The sequence below is a fragment of the Listeria cossartiae subsp. cayugensis genome (assembly GCF_014229095.1).
Taxonomy (GTDB): domain Bacteria; phylum Bacillota; class Bacilli; order Lactobacillales; family Listeriaceae; genus Listeria; species Listeria cayugensis.
In genome coordinates, this window is the sequence record NZ_JAARZC010000002.1 from 398,872 (window position 1) to 417,910 (window position 19,039).

General features: G+C 39.3%; 18 protein-coding genes, 1 other RNA gene and 1 riboswitch. Of the genes, 17 read left to right on the forward strand and 2 right to left on the reverse strand.

Going from position 1 to position 19,039, the window contains the following annotated elements; genetic code table 11:
* Positions 1–55 precede the first annotated feature (55 nt).
* The 11 genes from HCB49_RS09075 to HCB49_RS09125 all read left to right on the forward strand — a co-directional run bounded on the left by HCB49_RS09075 (position 56) and on the right by HCB49_RS09125 (position 10,822).
* Positions 56–523 (forward strand): thioredoxin family protein, encoded by a 468-nt coding sequence (locus HCB49_RS09075; protein ID WP_185480882.1) that lies wholly within the window; start codon positions 56–58, stop codon positions 521–523.
* Positions 524–695: 172 nt separating this feature from the next.
* Positions 696–1,529: a 3-methyl-2-oxobutanoate hydroxymethyltransferase gene (gene panB / locus HCB49_RS09080; protein WP_185604745.1), complete on the forward strand. Its 834-nt coding sequence runs from the start codon at positions 696–698 to the stop codon at positions 1,527–1,529.
* Positions 1,530–1,532: 3 nt separating this feature from the next.
* Positions 1,533–2,390: a pantoate--beta-alanine ligase gene (gene panC, locus HCB49_RS09085; protein ID WP_185604746.1), complete on the forward strand. Its 858-nt coding sequence runs from the start codon at positions 1,533–1,535 to the stop codon at positions 2,388–2,390.
* Between the two features lie 3 nt (positions 2,391–2,393).
* On the forward strand, positions 2,394–2,777 hold the full coding sequence (panD, locus tag HCB49_RS09090) for an aspartate 1-decarboxylase (protein WP_185604747.1): 384 nt from the start codon (positions 2,394–2,396) through the stop codon (positions 2,775–2,777).
* 96 nt (positions 2,778–2,873) lie between these two features.
* Positions 2,874–5,660, forward strand: a complete 2,787-nt coding sequence (dinG, locus tag HCB49_RS09095) for an ATP-dependent DNA helicase DinG, 3'-5' exoribonuclease type (RefSeq protein ID WP_185604748.1) — start codon at positions 2,874–2,876, stop codon at positions 5,658–5,660.
* Between the two features lie 107 nt (positions 5,661–5,767).
* On the forward strand, positions 5,768–6,289 hold the full coding sequence (locus HCB49_RS09100) for a cell wall elongation regulator TseB-like domain-containing protein (protein WP_185480879.1): 522 nt from the start codon (positions 5,768–5,770) through the stop codon (positions 6,287–6,289).
* A gap of 22 nt (positions 6,290–6,311) precedes the next feature.
* Complete coding sequence (locus tag HCB49_RS09105) at positions 6,312–7,493, forward strand: pyridoxal phosphate-dependent aminotransferase (RefSeq protein WP_185604749.1); 1,182 nt, start codon at positions 6,312–6,314, stop codon at positions 7,491–7,493.
* 13 nt (positions 7,494–7,506) lie between these two features.
* Complete coding sequence (asnS, locus tag HCB49_RS09110; protein WP_185480877.1) at positions 7,507–8,799, forward strand: asparagine--tRNA ligase; 1,293 nt, start codon at positions 7,507–7,509, stop codon at positions 8,797–8,799.
* Positions 8,800–8,951: 152 nt separating this feature from the next.
* A complete protein-coding gene (locus tag HCB49_RS09115) occupies positions 8,952–9,671 on the forward strand; it encodes a DnaD domain-containing protein (protein WP_185604750.1) in 720 nt (239 codons plus the stop codon).
* Between the two features lie 10 nt (positions 9,672–9,681).
* Entirely contained in the window at positions 9,682–10,341 is a 660-nt protein-coding gene (gene nth / locus HCB49_RS09120) for an endonuclease III (RefSeq protein ID WP_008948229.1), read from the forward strand.
* Complete coding sequence (locus HCB49_RS09125) at positions 10,334–10,822, forward strand: YpoC family protein (protein ID WP_185392063.1); 489 nt, start codon at positions 10,334–10,336, stop codon at positions 10,820–10,822. The genes nth and HCB49_RS09125 overlap by 8 nt, the downstream gene beginning before the upstream one ends.
* A 44-nt stretch (positions 10,823–10,866) precedes the next feature.
* Here the strand turns inward: HCB49_RS09125 and HCB49_RS09130 are convergent, their stop codons facing one another.
* A complete protein-coding gene (locus HCB49_RS09130) occupies positions 10,867–13,338 on the reverse strand; it encodes a penicillin-binding protein 1A (protein ID WP_185604751.1) in 2,472 nt (823 codons plus the stop codon).
* A 31-nt stretch (positions 13,339–13,369) separates the two neighbouring features.
* Complete coding sequence (gene recU / locus HCB49_RS09135) at positions 13,370–13,975, reverse strand: Holliday junction resolvase RecU (RefSeq protein WP_185604752.1); 606 nt, start codon at positions 13,973–13,975, stop codon at positions 13,370–13,372.
* A 246-nt stretch (positions 13,976–14,221) separates the two neighbouring features.
* On the opposite strand from recU, the gene HCB49_RS09140 reads away from it, so the two are divergent.
* The 6 genes from HCB49_RS09140 to HCB49_RS09165 all read left to right on the forward strand — a co-directional run bounded on the left by HCB49_RS09140 (position 14,222) and on the right by HCB49_RS09165 (position 18,858).
* Entirely contained in the window at positions 14,222–14,587 is a 366-nt protein-coding gene (locus HCB49_RS09140) for a YppE family protein (RefSeq protein WP_185403815.1), read from the forward strand.
* Entirely contained in the window at positions 14,584–15,129 is a 546-nt protein-coding gene (locus HCB49_RS09145; RefSeq protein WP_185392060.1) for an SLOG family protein, read from the forward strand. The genes HCB49_RS09140 and HCB49_RS09145 overlap by 4 nt, the downstream gene beginning before the upstream one ends.
* 131 nt (positions 15,130–15,260) lie before the next feature.
* Complete coding sequence (gene gpsB, locus HCB49_RS09150) at positions 15,261–15,602, forward strand: cell division regulator GpsB (protein WP_185420971.1); 342 nt, start codon at positions 15,261–15,263, stop codon at positions 15,600–15,602.
* A 36-nt stretch (positions 15,603–15,638) separates the two neighbouring features.
* Positions 15,639–16,020, forward strand: an RNA gene (rnpB, locus tag HCB49_RS09155) — RNase P RNA component class B.
* Positions 16,021–16,181: 161 nt separating this feature from the next.
* The gene (locus HCB49_RS09160) at positions 16,182–17,330 is read left to right on the forward strand and encodes a THUMP domain-containing class I SAM-dependent RNA methyltransferase (RefSeq protein WP_003732062.1); all 1,149 of its coding nucleotides are present in this window, start codon (positions 16,182–16,184) and stop codon (positions 17,328–17,330) included.
* Between the two features lie 19 nt (positions 17,331–17,349).
* Positions 17,350–18,858, forward strand: coding sequence for a carboxypeptidase M32 (locus tag HCB49_RS09165; RefSeq protein WP_185604753.1), 1,509 nt, complete (start codon positions 17,350–17,352; stop codon positions 18,856–18,858).
* Positions 18,859–18,903: 45 nt separating this feature from the next.
* Positions 18,904–19,004: riboswitch (purine riboswitch) on the forward strand.
* Positions 19,005–19,039: the final 35 nt, after the last annotated feature.

Here is a 19,039-nt window from a genome sequence, read left to right on the forward strand (position 1 = left end):
GAGTTTTTCTTTTTTGAAAAAAATCAAGTATAATAAACACGAAGGAGCTGTTTTGATGAAGAAAATCCTATTACTATTAGCGCTGATTACCGTCGTTCTTACGCTCGGAGCATGTGGCGATAATAAAAAAGAAACCGAAGAGAAGGCGAGCCAAACCGAAAAAGAAAGTTCGACCTTTTTAAATACCATTTCAACCAAAGATTTCAAACAAAAAATGGCCGATAAAACAACTGGATTCGTTTACGTTGGCCGCCCAACATGCGAGGATTGCCAAGCGTTCCAACCAATCCTAAAGAAAGAACTGGAAAAAAGACAACCAGATCAAAAAATGGCTTACTACAACACAGATAAAGCATCCGAAAAAAGCCGAGATGACATGATTGCCCTTTTAAAAGAGATGGATATTGATTCTGTCCCAACAATGGTCTATTTAAAGGACGGAAAAGTGGTTTCAACCTATGCAGCAACAGATGAACCAGAAAAATTAACCAAATGGATGGATAAAGTAAGTAAAGAGGTCTGAGCATAGACCTCTCTTCAATTTGCATACTTTAAGTAAGCATCTATTTATGTTATTATACATATGGTAGCAATGAATGGATGATACCTTTATTGGATCATACTAATGCTACTAATAAAATATGTTTTTTGCCTTGATTAAAGTAATTTAACAGGGACGAAAAGGAGCTAAGAAAATGAAAAGACCAGTAGACTTTTTTGCTATGAAGGAAAACGGAGAGAAAATCACGATGATTACCGCTTATGACTATCCTTCTGCTAAGAATGTAGAACAAGCAGAGGCAGATATGATTTTAGTCGGTGATTCACTTGGAATGGTAGTATTAGGCTACGATTCAACCGTGCCAGTCACGATTGCAGACATGATTCATCATACAAAAGCCGTGAAGCGTGGGGCTCCGGATACGTTTGTTGTCACCGATATGCCGTTCATGACTTACCACGGATCAGTAGACGAAACAATCCAAAACGCACGTAAAATTATTCAAGAAAGTGGCGCGCATGCAGTCAAATTAGAAGGCGCAGGCGAAGTCGTGAACAAAATTGCTCGTTTAACAGAAGCCGGTGCTCCGGTTGTTGCGCACCTTGGTTTAACGCCACAAAGCGTTGGTTTAACAGGAAGCTATAAAGTTCGTGCCAAATCGACACAAGAAGCGCAAGAGTTAATTGATAATGCGTTAGCGGTTGAAGCGGCTGGAGCAATTGCACTCGTTTTAGAAGCCATTCCTCGTCAGCTAGCGGAAAAAGTAACGAAAGCACTCTCTATTCCAACAATTGGTATTGGAGCAGGCGTGGAAACAGATGGTCAAGTCCTTGTTTATCATGACATTATCGGTTATGGAATTACTCGCCGTGCCAAATTCGTGAAAGCTTATGCGGATATTGACGAAACTATCGAACCAGCTCTTGCAAGCTATGTCAAAGAAGTAAAAGCACAAGCATTTCCAGAAGTGAAACATAGCTTTACGATGGCCGAAGAAGACTTAAAAGGTCTTTATGGAAGGGAATAGCAGATGTTAATCATTCGAACTAAACAAGAACTCAAAGAAGCGATTTTAAAACAAAAACAAGCGAATAAAACGATTGGTTTCGTGCCAACAATGGGCTTTTTACATGAAGGACATATGACACTTGTCAGCCATGCGAGAAAAGAGAACGATTTTGTCGTTATGAGCGTGTTCGTCAACCCAACCCAGTTCGGTCCAAATGAAGATTTTGATGCCTATCCACGAGATGAAGCGCACGATGCTGAACTTGCGGAACAAGGTGGTGTAGATATTTTATTTATACCTACTGTAGAAGAAATCTATCCGACTGAATTAGCAACGAAACTGCACGTCGTTAAGCGTGTTTCCGTACTCGACGGTGCTGACCGAGAAGGCCATTTTGACGGCGTAGTAACGGTTTTAACGAAACTGTTTCATTTAGTTAATCCAGACAATGCCTACTTTGGTCAAAAAGATGCCCAGCAAGTAGCAGTTGTTTCTGGCTTAGTAGAAGATTACTTTTTCCCAGTGAACTTGCGAATTATTGCTACTGTAAGGGAAGCGGACGGACTTGCCAAAAGCTCGCGCAATGTGTACCTAACAGAAACAGAACGCAAAGAAGCTCCAGTAATCCACGCCGCTTTACAATTGGGCCGAGCGCTTATTGAATCCGGTGAAACAGATGAAACAAAAATCGTGCAAGTAATGACAGACAAAATCAACGAGCAAACATCCCACGAGAAAATTGCTTATTTGGCGTTATATGCTTATCCCGAATTTACACCAGTAACAGATTGGTCCAAAGGGATAATTATTGCGGCGGCAGTGAAGTACTCGAAAGCTCGTTTAATCGATAATGAATTAATAAATGTGAAGAGGCGGTAAAAAATGTTTAGAACAATGATGAATGGCAAAATTCACCGAGCGACTGTAACAGAAGCCAATCTGAATTATGTAGGAAGTATTACGATTGATTCTGCTATTTTAGAAGTGGTGGATATGCTTCCAAATGAAAAAGTCCAAATTGTAAATAATAATAATGGTGCAAGAATTGAAACCTATATTATTCCAGGGGAGCCGGGTAGTGGCGTAATTTGTCTAAATGGCGCTGCCGCAAGACACGTCCAAGTAGGCGATGTAGTTATCATCATGAGCTACGGCATGTTTACTGCGGAAGAAGCAAAAGCACATGAACCAAAAATCGTCGTATTAGATGAAAAAAATCATATTGAAATGGTACTTCCAGAAGAAAAAGCGCATACGACTTTATAATCAGTTCGGGGAGCTTGAGTGGATTTCTGCTCAAGCTACTCGTTTGTTTGAAACGTTATTTTTGAATAAAAGCAGTGAAAGAAAGAGGTGAAGCAGATGAAACAGAAACGCTATATTGTCGTCGATTTAGAAACAACAGGAAATCAAGCTTCACGCGAGGACCGGATAATCCAGTTTGCTGCTTGCTTTGTCGAGTCCGGAAAACGGCTGGAAACATACTCCACCTTTTTAAATCCAGAAAAACCGATTCCTGCTTTTATTCAAGAATTAACGGGGATTTCTCCAAAAGATGTGAAAAATGCGCCACTGTTTGAAGATGTCGCACCGATTATTGCAAATTTACTCGAAGATACTATTTTTGTGGCGCATAATGTTTCTTTTGATTGGACCTTTTTAGAAAGAGAAATGACGCGTGCGGGAATATCACTTGGCAAAATGAAAAAACTGGATACCGTGGAATTAGCTAGAATAATGTATCCGGGTATTGATAGTTATAAATTACAAGATTTATCGGACGAATTTAATTTGGGTCATGACAAACCGCACCGCGCGGATAGTGATGCGGAAGTAACGGCTGATTTGCTACTTTTATTATTAGCAAAACTAGAAAATTTACCATTACCAGTTATTCGACAAATGACGACTATTTCTGGTAGTCTAAAAAGTTATTTACCGGAACTGTTATTTGAAATCGAAATGAGAAAAGAACGAGCTAATCAGCCACTTGATCCAGCTTTTGTAGAGCATCGCGGGTTAGTAATTCGCAAAAAAGAAGTCCAAAAGCCGACATATAGCAGAGCGGATTTACTCGAATTTCCGGAAACAGATGAGGCTAAGATGGCTTTATTCAAAAAGGCTGGGGCGCCGCTTTACGCTAGAAGTGGCCAATTTGAAATGATGAACCTTGTTTTCCAAGCGATGAAGTCAGGCAAGCATGCGCTGATTGAAGCAGGAACGGGAATTGGGAAGTCGTTAGGGTATTTTTTACCAGCGATTTACCAAGCAAAACAAGCCGAATTACCGGTCGTCATTAGTACATATACGAACTTACTCCAAGCCCAATTGTATGAAAAAGACGTGCCACTTTTAACGAAATTAACAGGCTTCAAAGTAAAAGCAAGCTTACTTAAAGGGCGCGACCACTACTTGAATTTATTTAAATTTGAGCAGTTGCTGCAAGAAGGTGACACGCAATATGATGTCGTTGTTACGAAGCTAAAGTTACTTGTTTGGCTGACGGAAACAACGACTGGCGATATTGATGAAGTGAATTTATCCAGTGGCGGCGAGCTATTCTGGAATCGAATGAAGCACACTGGCTGGTTTTTATCGGAAAAACATGACCCGTGGCTTGTACACGATTTCTATAAATTCAACATTAAACAAGCGAAAAATGCTGATTTAGTCATCGTCAATCATGCCTTACTACTTAACGACCATTTTTCTGGAAGGGAAACGTTGCCTAAGTATGCTTTTGCCGTAATTGATGAAGCCCATCATTTTGCAGATAGTGCCCGCACGCAAGGAAGCTTTATCCTTTCTTACCGAAAATTAAAATACTTTTTGAATCAGTTAGGTTCATTAGAAAAATATTCTCTTTTAACAAGGTTAGCGATGGCTTTTCCAGAAGCGGATAGTTTGTATGATTTAGATATTGCAGCGATGAAGCTAGGTGAAGCTGTAGAAGAATTTTTTGCGCTCCTAAAAATGCAGTTGAACGTTGCGCGTAAAAACTTGCAAGAAGTGGTCTTAGTGGAAAACAGTGAAAAAGATGCTTGGAATGACAACGTATACTACGCTGCTGAAAAAGTGTTGTACTTACTGCAAGAATCTGAAAAAAACATGGAAACATTATTAGAGCAAGGCAAACGAGAAGAAAATGAGCTAGGCGAGGCAGAAAGTGCCTTTTTAGAAGAAATGTATGCTTTTTTACTAGATTGGAAAAATATGGTGAAGCAGCTGGAACAAATGTTGCATAAAAAATCGCCTATTTTGACGATTTATTTGCAAGCTGATAAAAATCATTCGATATCGAGTATACGTCTGAAAGCAGTACTCATGGAAGTGGAGCCAACGCTTGGCAAAGAATTTTTCGCGAAAAAAGAAAGCGTGATTATGACCTCGGCAACGTTAACTGTAAAAGGGAAATTCGATTATTTACGGAAAAGTCTCGGTTTGGAAGAAGAACAAATCGTGGAAAAACGCATTCCTTCGCCATTTGATTACAAAGAAAATGCGCGCGTGATGATTCCGGATGATATGCCACCAATTAAAGATACGCCAATCGAGCGCTACACGGCGGAACTAGCTAAATATATTCGTCATATAGCTGTCAAAACAAAGGGGCGGATGCTCGTACTTTTCACCGCTTCCGATATGTTACAAAAAACGTATTATCATATGAAAAATGAGAAATCGTTAGAAGAATATGTTGTTCTTGCGCAAGGCGTTTCAGCGGGAAGTGCGGCACGACTAACGAAGCAATTTCAAATGTTTGATAAAGCGATTTTGCTTGGAACGACGAGTTTTTGGGAAGGGATTGATATTCCAGGTGAAGACTTATCTTGCCTCGTGATTGTGCGCCTACCGTTCGCACCAATGGATGATCCTTATACGAAAGCGCAAATTTCACTTCGAAAAGAACGTGGTGAAAATGCCTTCCAAACCTACTCTTTACCAGAAGCAGTATTGCGATTTAAACAAGGGTTTGGTCGATTGATTAGGAGAGAATCTGACCGAGGAATTGTATTTGTTTTTGATAACCGAGTGGACACGACGAAATTCGGGAAAGCCTTTTTGGAATCAATCCCAAGTGCCCCCATTTTAAAGGGAAATCAAGCTGATTTATTAGAAGAAGTGAGTGAATTCTTTAAGGAAGGTTAAATTTTTCCTGATATGACTTCAAATCTTAGGCGGCTATTGCTATAATGTATCTATGCGAAAATGAAAATGCATATCGCCGGACGAATTTCGGTAATTTATAAATAGAAATGAGCGAGATTACTTTGCGAAATAGAAAACCTAAGCGTAAGATTGGCAAATGGATAGCGATTATTCTCGGCATAATGATTGTGCTTATCGTGCTGATTTTTCTGTATTTTAGATCGGCAGAAAAACCTGTAACTAATGCAGAAACCGAAGCTTTAGATCGAATAAGTGGCCAAGTTGACTTAAAGACAACAGATCAATTTTATCTGTACAATGGTCCAAAAGAAGTGTATTACGTATTAACTGGCAAGAACAGTGAGAATAAGAATATCATCGTCTGGGTTCCAAAAAAGAAATCCGACAAAGTATATGTTAAGTTCGCATCTGATGGCATCACAGAAAAACAAGCACGTGACAAAGTAACCAAAGAAAAAAGCCCAAAGAAAATTTTACATGTGAACCTAGGCATGGAAAAAGAAACACCGATTTGGGAAGTTGCCTACTTAGATAAGAATGACAAGCTAAACTACTTTGACATTAACTTTGAAACAGGTGAATGGTACAGAGAAATTGAAAACTTGTAACTAAATTGGAGGAGGGAATAACATGGACTTACCGTTATCAAAACGTGTCAAAGGAGTAGCCCCGTCGCCAACACTCGCGATTACGGCTAAAGCAAAACAAATGAAACAAGAAGGAATTGATGTTATCGGATTAGGCGCTGGGGAACCAGATTTTAACACGCCACAAAATATCATCGATGCAGCAATCGAGTCCATGAACAAAGGCTTCACTAAATACACGCCTTCCAGTGGAATCATCGAGCTAAAACAAGCGATTGTTGATAAGCTCAAAAACGATCAGTTCTTACACTATGAAACGAACCAAATTTTCGTAGGTACAGGAGCTAAACACGTACTCTATTCTGCGTTTCAAACGATTTTAGATCCGGGCGATGAAGTCATTATTCCAGTTCCATATTGGGTAACTTACCCAGAACAAGTAAAATTAGCAGGTGGGATTCCTGTCTTTGTAGAAACTGGTTTTGACGCCGATTTCAAAATTTCAGCAGCAAATTTTGAACAAGCGATTACCGAAAAAACAAAAGCAATTGTTTTAAACTCACCGAATAATCCTTCTGGCATGTGTTATACAAAAGAAGAGTTAATCGCAATTGGTAAAGTTGCTGAAAAACATCAGATTTACATTTTATCGGATGAAATATACGAAAAATTATATTACGGCAACAAAGCGGATTTAGTTTCTATCGCAAGCCTAAGTGATCGTTTATATGATTTAACGATTGTTATTAATGGGGTTTCTAAAGCTTATTCTATGACGGGATGGCGGATAGGTTATGCAGCTGCGAACAAAGAAATTATTGCTGGAATGAGTAAGCTTGCGGACCATTTAACTAGTAACCCAACAGCGAATGCCCAGTATGCGGCACTTGAAGCTTATGTTGGTAGCCAAGCAGTTCCAGAAAAAATGTACAAAGCCTTTGAAGAACGCATGGAACGCTTTTATCCAGAATTAAGCAGTATTCCAGGATTTAAACCGAAAAAACCAGATGGCGCCTTTTATTTCTTTATTGAAGTAAAAGAAGCGGCACATAAAAAAGGTTTTCAGGATGTAGATGCTTTTGTAGCAGCTCTTTTAGAAGAAGCGAAAGTCGCAGTCATTCCAGGCTCAGGATTCGGAATGCCCGATTATATACGCCTTTCTTATGCAACAAATCCAGACTTATTCCAAGAAGCTATAAATCGAATCAAAAGTTTTATGAAATAGGGAGTGTAGACAAGTGAAAATTACAATCAATCAAGCATCCGAATTTGTCGGAAAAGAAGTAACAATTGGAGCATGGCTTGCGAATAAGCGTTCAAGCGGTAAAATTGCTTTCTTACAATTACGTGATGGAACAGGGTTTATGCAAGGCGTTGTCGTAAAAGCAGAAGTTGGCGACGATATGTTTGCCACTGCCAAAGCGTTAACACAAGAAACAAGCCTATATGTAACAGGGACAATCAACGAAGATACGCGTTCCCCATTTGGTTATGAAATGGCGGTATCAAGCGTAGAAGTGATTAGCGAATCGCATGATTATCCAATCACACCGAAAGAACATGGTACAGAATTTTTAATGGACCACCGTCATTTATGGCTACGTTCGAATCGCCAACACGCGATTATGAAAATCCGTAACGAAATTATCCGCGCTAGCTATGAATTTTTCAATAAAGAAGGATTCCTAAAAATCGACCCACCAATTTTAACTGGTAGTGCACCAGAAGGAACAACGGAACTTTTCCATACGAAATATTTTGAAGAAGATGCGTTCCTTTCTCAAAGTGGTCAATTATACATGGAAGCTGCAGCAATGGCTTTTGGTAAAGTATTCTCGTTCGGCCCGACTTTCCGAGCAGAAAAATCAAAAACACGCCGTCACTTAATTGAATTCTGGATGATTGAACCAGAAATGGCGTTTTACAAATTAGAAGATAGCTTACAAGTACAAGAAAATTACGTGGCTTTCCTAGTAAAAGCAGTGCTTGATAACTGTCGCTTAGAACTAGATCGCCTTGGACGTGATGTTAGTCATTTAGAAAAAATGGTTGCACCGTTCCCACGTATTACGTATACAGAAGCAATCGAACGTTTACACGAACTAGGCTTTGACGATATTGTTTGGGGAGATGATTTCGGGGCACCACATGAAACAGCAATTGCCGACAGCTTCGAAAAACCAGTTTTCATTACACATTATCCAAAAGCAATTAAACCATTTTATATGCCGGAAGATCCAGAAAACGATCAAGTTGTTTTATGTGCTGATATGATTGCTCCAGAAGGATACGGAGAAATTATCGGTGGATCGGAACGTATTCACGATTTAGAAACACTTCAAGCTAGAATGGAAGATTTCGACTTAGATCAAGAAGCATACAGCTGGTACCTTGATTTAGCTCGTTACGGTTCCGTACCACATTCCGGTTTTGGACTTGGCTTAGAACGTACGGTGGCATGGATTTCCGGAACAGAACACGTCCGCGAAACAATCCCATTCCCACGTTTACTAAATCGTCTATACCCATAATTAAAAAAAGTGAGGCCAAATACTGGCTTCACTTTTTTTGTATCATTTTTTAGGTTGAAAATTATCTTTTCCAGCTGATTTCATGATTTTATCCGTACTTTTATATTTTTCCCTCGAAAACCATGTTATAATTTTGTAGTGAGGTGTTTAAAATGAATCCAAAAATTCTTGAACAATGGATGGCTGAAGGGCAAGTAACATTGCCACAAGTGCTAGTAAAAAACTATGCAACCATCGGCTTAAATGAAATCGAACTAGTACTTTTACTTCAAATACAATCTTTTGCAGCAGAAGCAGAATTTTTCCCTTCGATGGAAATGTTAGCAAATAGAACAACACTTGCGCTCGAAGAAACCATTAAAACGATGGATTCACTTCTTAAAAAAGGAATGATTGCCATCGAACAAAGCCAAGATAATTCACGAATGATTTCAGAGCAATATAATTTAGCGCCACTTTGGGGTAAATTAGTCGCTTTATATGAAAATCAAGCAGCAGATAGTAGGCAAGAAAAACAAGTAGAGCAGCAAACGAATTTATATAGTTTGTTTGAAGCCGAGTTTGGAAGACCACTTTCGCCAATGGAAGCGGAAATGTTATCGGCTTGGGTAGAGCAAGACAGAACTAGCCCAGATTTAATTAAAGAGGCGTTAAAAGAAGCAGTTATTTCCCAAAAATTAAATTTCCGTTATATTGATAGAATTCTTCTGAACTGGTCGAAACAAGGAGTTAAAACCATTGAAGACGCCAAACGAGTAGCAGAAGAGTTTCACCAAAATGGTCGCACGAGTCAAACAATTAATCAAAGTGAAGTGAAAAAGAGCGCAGGTTCGATTCCATTATACGACTGGCTTGAAAAAAGAAAAGGGTGACGTAAACAAATTGTTATCAAATAAACAAACCGTATTATGCATAGAAGAAATGGCAAAAATGTTTCCAGCAGCACATTGTGAGCTCATTCATAAAAATACGTTTGAATTACTGGTGGCTGTTGTGTTATCTGCGCAGTGTACAGACGTTTTAGTAAATCGTGTAACTGCCTCTCTTTTTGAAAAATATCATTCTCCGGAAGATTACTTAGCTGTACCACTAGAAGAACTGATGGACGATATTCGTTCAATTGGTTTATATCGCAACAAAGCAAAAAATATCCAAGGGTTATCAGAGAAAATTTTAACCGAATTTAATGGCGAAGTGCCAAGGACGCATGCCGAACTAGAAAGTCTACCTGGTGTTGGCAGAAAAACAGCTAATGTAGTTTTATCAGTTGGTTTTGGCATTCCGGCAATTGCAGTAGATACACATGTGGAACGTATTAGCAAACGGCTAGGGATTTGTAGATGGAAAGACTCTGTCGTTGAAGTAGAAGAAACACTGAAAAGAAAATTACCAGAAGAGCTTTGGTCAGATGCACATCACTATATGATTTTCTTTGGCAGATATCATTGCAAAGCGAGAAACCCCGATTGCCCGACATGCCCTTTACTTTATTTGTGTAGAGAAGGAAAAAAACAAGCGAAAGTGAGGGGATTTGATGGCTGAATTTAAATATGCAGTGGAATTAACCCATCCGGATTTCCCTGCACCTGATGTTATTTTGGAAGAATATGATCCAGAATCCATTTACGTAAGCGGCTTACCTTTTTGGCAAGAACAACAGTTTTTTACTAAAGGTGGCGGAGTTATCCCTTGGAAAAATGAAACAGAGCGCGCTTGCCGCAAATTAGCGAAACATATGACCAATCTAGCGGAGAGCATGGAAGCAGACTTAAAAGTGCATAAAAAGCCATCTCCTGTTACTGTCAGAGATGCGCTCGGCATTTTTTTATCTATTTTGTTCTGGAGTAACCATCGGCCGGTACAACTCGATAATTTAATGGAGCAAATTAAAACGTTGGAGACGAAACCACTTAATTTAGATGAGCGGTTAGAATATGTGCTAAAGCGTGGAAATACATTTTTAGGCTTTAGGCAATTAAATGAATTAATGTTAGAGCAACGTAAATTGATTGCGAAACGATAAGAAAAAGAGCGAAAGATGATTAAATCATCTTTCGCTCTTTTGTATTAACTATCTGGAATTTTAACGCTAGTCGAGGCGGCGGGGCTTTTCTTGCCATCTTTTACGGCGACGACATTAATGGAAACTGTGTCACCCGGATTGCCACCACTGACCGAAACAGAGGTAGAAGATACAGTCGTTGTGGAACCATTGACGGTTACTTCATAGGTTGCGCCATCTACTGCAGACCAAGAAACATTTATTTGCTTAGAGCTGGCATTGTAGCTCGCTCTTAAGCCGGCAGGGGCAGTAAGATTTTTGGCTTCTTCAGCCTTTTTCTCTTCCTCTGCTTTTTTCTTAGCCTCTTCTTCTTTTTTCTTCTCTTCCTCAGTTTTCTTTTTCGCTTCTTCTTCCGCTTTTTTCTTCGCTTCTTCTTCTTTTTTCTTCTCATCTTCAGGAGTAGAAGCTGTTTTTGTTGGTGCAGTTCCTGATAAGAACAATTCGTAGCTTACTTTATCGCTTGGTGTACCTTCTGCGGCACGGGCGATTGGGTTACTACCTTTTAGAATTGGAACGGAAACAACATTGCTTGGCATTTTGAAGTCTGATGTTGTTTTGCCAGAAGAGGCATGCGCCATCAACTTACTAAACATGCGTTGCGCAATTTTTTGTTCACTCGCAGAAACATATTTTTGCTTATCATCATAACCGGTCCATACGGCGATTGAATAATTGGTTGTATATCCGGCAAACCATGAGTCACGAGCTGCACCACTAGGGTAGTAGTACTTCGAAGTGAATTCAGGTGGGATGTTCGTTGTACCTGTCTTACCAGCAGCAGGAACACCTGGTACGGCTGCTGAGGTACCAGTTCCGATAGAAAGAACGTCTTTTAAAACATCAGAGACCATATAAGCAGTGGATTCTTTCATCGCCACGGTGCTTTTCGGTTCTGTATCAATTTCGGTTTGGCCATCAGATAAAACGATTTTAGTAACGGTATGTGGCGTGTTGTAAATTCCTTTGTTACCGAATGCGGCATAAGCACCAGCCATTTGCATTGGGTTGGAACTATTTGCACCGATAGCATTGGATTCTACGTTTTGGCCTTTATCATACGTGATACCAAGTTTATTAACAAATTGCTCAGATTTATCTAAGCCAACTGCTTGAAGTGTTTTTAGAGCTGGAATATTACGCGATTGATAAAGGGCTTGTCTTACGGAAATTGGTCCTTTATAACCGAAGTCCCAGTTATTAATAGGAGTACCACCAGTATAAGTATACGGTTCATCTTCTAAAATATGGGCAGTTGACCAGTCTAAATATTCAAAAGCAGGGCCATAATCGGCGATAGGTTTCATTGTTGAACCGACTGAACGTTTTACTTGTGTTGCGTAGTTGTAACCACGTGTCACTTTCTGATTACGTCCGCCTCCGATTGCTTGAACACGACCGGTTTTTGTATCTTGCAACACGATACCGGCTTGCATTTCATCATCGGTGAAGTTCACAATTTCATTTGTATTAAGCATTTTTTCCGTGTACTCTTGGGCATCACGGTCAAGTGCTGTGTAAATAGTTAAACCATCACGATACACATCATATTCTTTTGGAATTTCGCTTAAAACTTGTGTTACGTAAGAATCGTATTTGTAAATTTTATCTGCACGATCTTTTTTCGAGCGAAGTCCAGTAGTAATTGGTGTTTTTTGAGCTTCCGTCATTTGTTCTTTGGTGATTTTGTCATGTGTATACATATTTGTTAACACTTGATCACGACGTTTTTTAGCAGCTTCTGGATGGTCGTAAGGGTTGTAGTTGTTTGGACTTTGTGGCATACCAGCAAGTAGCGCTGTTTCAGCTAACGTAAGATCTTTCACATTTTTACCGAAATAATGTTCGGCAGCTGTTTGCATACCATGGACACGGTCAGACATATAGACTTTATTAACATAAATTTCTAAGATGTCGTTTTTGCTATATTTTTCTTCTAATTGAAGGGCTAACCATGCTTCTTGTGCTTTTCTAGCAAGTGTTTTGTTTGTGTAGTCTAAGTAGGACATTTTGATGATTTGTTGGGAAAGGGTACTTGCGCCTTCTGCCCCAAAACCATCTGTCACGTTAGCTACAACTGCCCCACCAAGTCGGATAGGGTCAATACCATCATGTTCGTAAAAACGCGCATCTTCTGTTGTTAGAATTGCATTTTTTAGTGTTTCTGGTATATCTTTGTATTCAATATATTCCCGCCGTTCGGTTCCAACCTCTGCGAAAACTTTACCATCCTTATCAAGTAACTTGGACGATAACGGATCCCGTAGCTTGGAGTCGGTCAGTTTAGGTGCATCTTTTGCATAACCGTAAAAAACAGTTGCACCAGCCGCAATACCAAAGAAAGCGAAAAATAATCCTGCAAAGAAAATAGTTTTGAAAATATTCGCCGCTACTCGTTTTCCGCGTTTTTGCGGTTTCTTTTTAGAATTGCTACTTGGTTTTTTGCGATACTGAGATCTTGTCTGCGGTTTATCTGCCATTAAAAATCTCTCTCCTTTAAAAAAGGTTTGACTAGAAGTATAATTTATCTATTGATTGCAAGAAGTCAAGCCTTGGATTTAGACCATAAGGAATTTGGTCCGATACATCTTGTATTTCTGCTATAGTGACTGATTTTCTACCACCACTTTGCATGCGTTCCCAAAACGGATAAAATTTTTCAAAGGGAATGAAATGTGTTTCTCCGAGTTTTTGGAAAGCAATAATGACAAAAACGATACCATCTTGTTTTAAGACGTTAATCATATGTGTCATTTGGTGATCGTGAAAATTACTCAACGGAAAAGACGTTGTATTTTGGGTTTCTTTTGCTTCAAAATCAACATATTTTCCTTTATAGACACCATTGTAATCTGTTGTGGATGGTGTTTTGAAGTAGGCTTCCTTAATTTTGGCACTACTTCTTTTTGGATAGTCCACGCTGACAATTTGGACAGGCGTAGGTTTTTTGTGGATGACTGCAATTTCGTGGGTTAAATAATACGCAATTGTATCATTCAAGTCATCTTCCAAAGACATACCGCGCTTACCATAAGTTACAGGAGCTTTCCGTTTTTTTGGAGGAAGACCCTCAGGACTCACTGCATACTTTTTGCCGTTAGGATAACCAATAGCCATTTTTTTCACCTCTATCAGAAAAATTCTATTCTGAAATTTAGACTATCATCTATTATAACAAATAAAAATGAAAATGATAGTACGAATTAAATGCAGAATAGCTCTTTTCGGCAAGAAACTACCTCATAAATAGAACGTACCTTCGTCTATTTTACCATATTTTAACTAATAATCTAATTTTAGGCAAGATTTTCTGTCCTATGCTATGCTTGAGGTAACTGAAAATGTGAAGAAAAGAGTGATAGAATGGAACTTTTAAACCGCACGGAAAAATTGCTTCTTCAGAATGAAAAAAACTGGGAACTTTATTTAAGTAACCGTGAAGAAGCACAGCCGTTTGATTTTTATAAAGATATGAAACCTTTTGTGGATGAAGCAAAAAATAGCGCGGATGCATTTTTAGAATTAGCGATTCCATGGGTAAACAAAGAGCGCCCTCCTTATTTAGGAGAACTGCAATTAAGGCAAGCTTGTGATAATGTTCAGATGACGGCAGTAAGTGCATTTAATGGAAAGTCTTTTTACAAACATTTCCTAGACCACTACCAGTCTACCAAGTATACACTAACAAGAGTGAGAGATTTCTTAAAAAGAAAAGAGGAATTGATGTGAAATCCATCGCAGTGACGGGATACAAAAATTTTGAACTTGGCATTTTTAAAAAGGATGCGGATGAAGCCGTCTATATTAAAGAAACAATTAAACGCCATTTGCTACCGCACGTGGAAGATGGGCTCGAATGGGTGATTATTTCTGGACAGTTAGGGATTGAACTTTGGGCAGGGGAAGTAGTTGCGGAATTAAAAACAGATTATCCGGTCAAACTAGCAATTCTGGAGCCGTTTGAACAACAAAGCGCTAATTGGAATGAAGCGAATCAATTATGGGCAACTGAAGTACGAGAAAAAGCGGATTATCATGCGTTTATTACGAAACGCCCTTATGAAAGTCCGGCGCAATTTGCGGCTAGAGATGGTTTTATTATCGATAATACGGACGGGGCGCTACTTGTGTATGATTTAGAAAAAGAAGGTTCGCCGAAATTTTTTTATGATCGTGCCGCTCAAGCGAAAGAGCAAGCGAATTATTTTTTGGAATGTATTGACTTTTATGCGCTTCAAGAGGTTGTAGAGGATATGAATCAAACCTTTTAATATAGAAGCAAATAGTTATTTTCATAAAAATTACTCGAATAGATTGACAAATGGTGTGAGATTTGAAAAAATAAGGGTAAGTATATTATTAGAACAAAAATACGTAAGAATAGAGATAGAGGTGGAGTTATATGACTTCGGAACAATTTGAGTATCACTTAACAGGTAAAGAAATTTTGGAAAAAGAATTTAAAACTGGGCTTCGTGGTTATAGTCCGGAAGATGTTGATGAGTTTTTAGACATGGTAATTAAAGATTACAGTACGTTTACGCAAGAAATCGAGGCTCTACAAGCTGAAAATATTCGACTTGTACAAGAACTTGACAGTGCGCCACTAAGATCATCTGCACAACCAGCACCAACTTTCCAAGCAGCGGCACAACCTGCTGGAACGACCAACTTTGATATTCTAAAACGTCTTTCTAACTTAGAAAAACACGTTTTTGGAAATAAGCTGGACGATAACGAATAGGTATGCTAGTATAAGTAAGTTAAGAATTTATGAATAACGTTCGGATAATCGCTGTTTTCTTTTGAAAGCAGAGGAAAGTCCATGCTCGCACGGTGCTGTGATGCCCGTAGTGATCGTGCCTGGTCAAACAATAAGCCAGGGCATTCCGGATTTCCGGTTTGACGGCAGGTGAATGACCTAAGTCTTCGGATATGGTCTTATAACCTTGAAGGTGCCACAGTGACGAAGTTCCGGCAGAAATGCTCGGAAGTGGAACGAGGTAAACCCCACGAGCGAGAAACTCAAACTTATGGTAGGGGCACTTTTCCCGAGGAATCAAGAACAAGGGACGAGGTGCGAATTAATTTTCGCGCAGATAGATGGTTATCTCTTTACTATTACCCTGTATGTAGTAAAGAACAGAACATGGCTTACAGAGCGTTATTTTCAGGATTAATTTAACATTGAAGGCTGTTTTAGAAGGCCGGAGCGCAAGTTTTAAGGTGGGTGTTCGACCTGGTTGAATGCCTATTTAAAACAAATCTCCTCCTCTTAAAACAGCTTTTTTTCATTAGAAATTTAATTAAAGGATGGGACACAATGAAAACATTTCAGTTGGTGGCGACGGCTGCTTCTGGTTTAGAAGCGATTGTTGGGAAAGAAGTTGCACGTTTAGGCTATGACCCGAAAGTAGAAAACGGCAAGGTATATTTTGAAGGAGATTTATCCGCAATTGCTAGAGCGAATCTTTGGCTTCGTGTAGCAGACCGAGTGAAAATTGTTGTTGGTGTATTTAAAGCAACGACATTTGATGAACTGTTTGAAAAGACGAAAGCTTTACCTTGGGAAGATTATTTGCCGCTAGATGCGCAGTTCCCTGTAGCTGGTAAATCAGTTAAGTCTACGCTTTATAGTGTGCCTGACTGCCAAGCAATTGTGAAAAAAGCCATCGTTAATCGTGTCAGTGAAAAATATCGTCGTTCTGGTCGTTTGATGGAAACAGGCGCGTTATTTAAGTTAGAAGTTTCTATTTTAAAAGATGAAGTGACATTGACAATTGATACTAGTGGTGCGGGATTACATAAACGTGGTTATCGTTTAGCGCAAGGTAGCGCGCCGATTAAAGAAACGATGGCGGCGGCACTTGTGTTACTTACGAGCTGGCACCCGGATAGACCATTTTACGATCCAGTATGTGGTTCTGGGACGATTCCAATTGAGGCAGCACTTATTGGACAAAATATTGCACCGGGATTCAACCGTGAGTTTGTCTCAGAAACATGGGACTGGATGCCGAAGCAAATTTGGGCAGATGCGAGACAAGAAGCGGAAGATTTAGCTAACTATGACCAACCGCTAAATATTATTGGTGGCGATATTGATGCACGTTTGATCGAAATTGCAAAACAAAATGCGGTAGAAGCAGGTCTTGGTGACTTGATTACTTTTAGACAACTCCAAGTAGCCGATTTCCAAACGGAAGATGAGTACGGGGTCGTTGTTGCGAATCCGCCGTACGGGGAACGTTTAGAGGACGAGGAAGCAGTGCGCCAACTGTACCGCGAAATGGGTATTGTGTATAAACGCATGCCGACATGGTCTGTTTACGTGCTGACTTCATATGAATTATTTGAAGAAGTTTATGGTAAGAAAGCAACGAAAAAACGCAAACTATATAATGGTTACTTGCGCACAGATTTATATCAATACTGGGGTCCAAGAAAGCCACGTCCTAAAAAAGAAGATTGATTGAATGGAGGAGTTAAGTTTGGTAGGAACATTAGAAGAGGAATTTTTAGCGTATATTAAAAAGATGGAAGCACTGGAAGAAGCACTAGCATTAGTTTACTGGGATCTTCGTACAGGCGCGCCAGCAAAAGGAATGGAAGGCCGCTCAGACGTCATTGGCGTTCTTTCCGAAGAGATTTTCAATATGCAAACATCAGAAGAAATGGCTGCTTTTATTGCCGGACTTAACCAAGATAAAGAAAATCTATCCGAAATTACTCGTAAAACTCTAGAAGAATCTCAAAAAACATATGATTTAAATAAAAAAATCCCAAGCAAGGAATATGCGGAATATACAAAACTAGTTGCGCAAGCCGAAACAGCTTGGACAACTGCCCGTGAACAAAATGATTTTGCGGCATTCGAACCATTCCTAACTAGAATTCTCGAAATGAAACGCCAATTTGTGGAGTATTGGGGCTATGAAGAAAATAAATACGACACATTACTTGATCAATATGAGCCAGGCGTGACGGTTTCTGTGCTTGATTCTGTCTTTCAAAAAGTACGTGATGGCATTATGGCGATTCGTGAAAAGATTGCAAACGAAGGCGTGAAGCCAGATGCATCGATTCTAAATACCAAAATTTCCGAAGCGAAACAAAAAGAATTTAGCATTCGTATTTTGAATAAAATGGGCTTTGATTTTGAAGCAGGGCGTTTAGATGAAACCGTTCACCCATTTGCGACTGGCTTAAATACTGGTGATGTTCGGATTACAACGCGTTACAATGAAAATGATTTTAAAATGGCTGTGTTTGGTACAATTCACGAAGGCGGACATGCGATTTATGAACAAAACTTTGATGCCTCTCTTGTAGGAACACCACTTGCGAACGGTGCTTCAATGGGTATTCATGAATCTCAATCTCTATTTTATGAAATCATTATCGGTTCGAGTTTGGCGTTTTGGAAAAGTAACTATGCTGATTTTCAGGCGATAACGAAGCCGGCTTTTGATAATGTGAAGTTGGAAGATTTTTATCGTGCGGTGAATATTTCCGAGAGTTCGCTGATTCGAATTGAAGCGGATACGTTAACTTATCCGCTGCATATTATGATTCGCTACGAACTAGAAAAAGCGCTTATTAATGGCGAGCTTGAAGTGAAAGATTTGCCAAAAGCGTGGGGCGACAAGTATGAAGAGTATTTAGGCATTCGGCCAGATAATGATACAAATGGTGTTCTGCAAGACATTCACTGGGCTGGTGGTGATTTTGGGTACTTCCCGTCGTACGCGCTAGGTTTAATGTACGCGGCGCAATTCTACAACCAAATGCAAAAAGAAATTCCGAATATCGATGCGATTATAGCAAGTGATGATTATACGGAGTTAAAAACATGGTTAACTGAACACGTCCATAAATTTGGTAAAACGAAGAAACCACTAGAAATTCTAACAGATACAACTGGAGAAGGCTTGAATCCTACGTACTTACTAGATTTACTAGAAAAAAGATATGCCTATGTTTACCAATTTAATAAGTAAAAAATTAGCTTGACCATGCTCCTTTAGAAAGCTATAATAAACAACATAACTTAAAACCGAAATACTTGTATAATAGTTGCGATTGGGCGACGAGTTTCTACCTGGTTACCGTAAATAACCGGACTATGAGTAGTTTGTATAAAGAAGTCACCTCGAAAAAATTGGTGGCTTATATACTGCT